We start from the raw sequence: 2,866 nt of genomic DNA on the forward strand, positions 1-2,866 counted from the left end.
CCACTTCCGGCGGGATGGCCCGGTACATCGTGCCGGCGACCGTGTCGATCTCCCGGCCGTAGTGCTCGTCCAACGACCTGACGGTGGCCAGCGCGTGGCCGAGGGCCTCGACATGCGCGTCGACGACATCCTGGGTGATCTCATCGCGGCCGGGCGCCGGTCCCACCGAATCCTCGCCCACCACGAGACCGGCGGCCTCGGCCTCGGCGATGCGGTCACGAACCGCCTGAACCGCCGGCCCCACCGCGGCGGCGGCGCGGGTGAGGGCGTCCACCAGATCCCCGAGCCCATCCGCGAGTCTGTTGACGTGCATCCTCTCGCGCTCGGCGGCGTCGAGGACTGCATCGGCGGCGACCCCGTCCCAGCCCGCGTCGAGCGCCGAGCGTCCGTCGGCGATGGTCGTTCGGGCCTCGGCGGCGATGGTCTGCCGCTCTGCCACGGCAGACCTCGCCGTCGTCACGCCCGCGGCGTCCCACCGCCTGACCCGGCCGATCGTGTACACCACTCGGTCCCCTCTCGCGCGCCGTCACAGTGTCTGACGGCCCGGAGGCCCCGCACGGTTCCACCAGTCGACGGATCGCGCCGGGCCGGCCCGGCGTCCGGCCGGCCCCGAGGTCCCTACTTCGCAAACCTGCCGGCGAACGTCCGCAGCGGCAGATCCGCGCTGGTGACGATCCCGGGTGGGGCGGCGATGACCGACCGGATGGAGTTGAGGGCGGGTAGCCCGGTCACGGTCATACCGATGGAGGCGAAGTCCTCGGGATCGGAGAGGTCCACTCCGGGGGCGGGGAAGATCATGTGCTTGTTGTAGATCTGCGGATCGCCCTTGATCATCGTGATGTAGCAGCCCTTGATGTCCCACTTCGGCTCGGTGCGCGGGGTCATCTGCCATTCGAGGTGGGTCTCGATCCGCGAGACGCCGTCGACCATTCCGAGGTACTTGATGTAACTCCCGCGGAGGGATCCGGCGGGCAGCTGGTACCACCCCAAGTCCACGTCCTCCGTGCAGGCGCCCAGTTCGCAGTCGAACACCACCTCATCGAGCTCAAGGTCGAACGCGTCGGCCATCATGTACACCGAGTCGGCGAACACCTCGGTGTACTTCCGAAGCATCCCCGGCAGCGCGGGATCGTCGACGGGCCGGCCGTAGCCGACCTCCTTCCAGGTCTCGGCGGAGTGGTGGCAGGAGACGTCGACGGACTCGATCGTCGTGACGTTCTCGATCTCGGCCACGTCGGCCGAGGCGACGATGCCCAGGATCTGGTTGAGGCCCGGGTTCATGCCGGTGCCGTAGAAGGTCGCCCCGCCGGCCTTCGCGGCCTCGTCCAGGATCTCCCGCCACGACCGGCCGGACGGGTGGGGATGGTTGAGGTCGCGGTGGTGACCGGTGATCCAGTCGGCGGTGGTGACGATGTTGATGCCGGCCTCGAGGACCTGCAGGTAGAGGTCCTCGTCCGGGAAGACCCCGTGGAACGTCAGGACGTCCGGCTTCGCGGCGACGATCTCCTCGACGGTGCCGGTGGCCAGGATCCCGACGGGAGCGATGCCGGCGAGCTCGCCCACGTCGCGGCCGACCTTCTCCGGGGTGTAGCAGTGGACGCCCACCAGCTCGAGGTCCGGGTGGGCGCCGATACGCCTGATCATCTCGCTGCCGACGTTGCCGGTGGCGACCTGGAACACCCGGGCGGGAGTCGTGTTTCCGCTGGTCATGAGTGATGTCACCTTTCGAGGAGGGCGTGGTCGGGATAGAACTGGGTGGCCCAGGTCCGCAGTGCGGTGAACCCCTCGTACTCGCCGGGTGCGAGCGCGGCGGGGTCCGAGTACTTCTGGTACTTCCAGATGGCGAGGTCGGCCTCGAACTGCTCGATCACCCCGCGGCCGTGCGCGGCGGCGCGGTCGGCGGACTCGTCGTCGTCCAGGTCCGGCCGCCGGCGGATCCAGACGGAGAACCGGACGTCGCAGGTCTCGTCGTCGACGGGGGTCACGCAGGTCGCCGTGCGGTTGTCGACCATCCCGTGGCTGCGGGTGACGGCAACCCCCAGTCCGCCGTTGATGGCCTCCACGCCGCTGTCGACCTCCTCGATCGATCCCGGTTCGCCCTCGAACGCGATGGTGAAGTCGACGTAGGAGACCGGTCCGTCGAAGTCCTGGCGGGTGAACAGCGGGATGATCGGCACCTTGTGGACAAAGGTGAAGTGCGCGAAGTCGACCCCGTTCTCCAACACGTACTGCGGGTGCAACTCCAGCCGCTGTTCGAAGAGCGTGGTCCGGGGATGGCACGGGTGGTAGTCCTCCGCCCGCGCGCCGTCGTCCCAGCTGGTGAAGACGTCGGGCACGTCGAAGTACGGATCGCGGCCTTCGAGGTCGTGCCAGAGGTAGATCGACTCGTTGCGTTCGACCACCGGGTAGGTCCTGATCTTGCGGCCGCGGTTGGGGTGGTCCGCGTACGGGATGGCGGTGTTGCGCCCGGCCGAGTTCCACTGCCAGCCGTGGAATGGGCACTGGATGGTCTCGTCGACGACGGTGCCCCCGTGGCCGAGGTGGGCTCCGAGGTGTTTGCAGTACGCGTCCATGACCGTGACCCGGCCGGAACGACTCCGCCAGGCCACCAGCTCCTCCCCGAACGCGGCCACCCGGTGGACGTGGCCGTCGGGGACCTCGGTCGACCAGGCGACCTGGAACCATCCGGTCGGCTTCATCGGCAGCGGGGGTCTGGCCATCGCCGGCCTCCAATCCTGGCGTGAGTGAGGAGCGGTTCGCCGGTTCCCACAAGCGCAGAATGGCGATTCTGCGACGGTAGCATCGGGGCGTGGAGGCCACAAGAAAAACGACGACGACGACAACCGCGACGACAGCCGCGACGACA

The 2,866-nt window shown here is 68.8% G+C and carries 2 protein-coding genes and 1 pseudogene; all 3 read right to left on the minus strand.

The genetic code is table 11. The features are described 5' to 3' along the window. A pseudogene (locus G6026_RS13655) lies at window positions 1-439 on the minus strand (hypothetical protein); the annotation flags it as partial. A 179-nt stretch (window positions 440-618) separates the two neighbouring features. Continuing rightward, window positions 619-1,710 (minus strand): dihydrodipicolinate reductase, encoded by a 1,092-nt coding sequence (locus tag G6026_RS13660; RefSeq protein WP_182613486.1) that lies wholly within the window; start codon window positions 1,708-1,710, stop codon window positions 619-621. Window positions 1,711-1,718: 8 nt separating this feature from the next. Beyond that, window positions 1,719-2,720 carry a Rieske 2Fe-2S domain-containing protein gene (locus G6026_RS13665; RefSeq protein ID WP_156607265.1) on the minus strand — a complete coding sequence of 334 codons (1,002 nt, stop codon included), beginning with the start codon at window positions 2,718-2,720 and terminating at the stop codon, window positions 1,719-1,721. Between the last annotated feature and the right edge of the window lie 146 nt (window positions 2,721-2,866).

The sequence above is a fragment of the Dietzia sp. DQ11-38-2 genome (genome assembly GCF_014145055.1).
In the GTDB taxonomy this organism is placed as follows: domain Bacteria; phylum Actinomycetota; class Actinomycetes; order Mycobacteriales; family Mycobacteriaceae; genus Dietzia.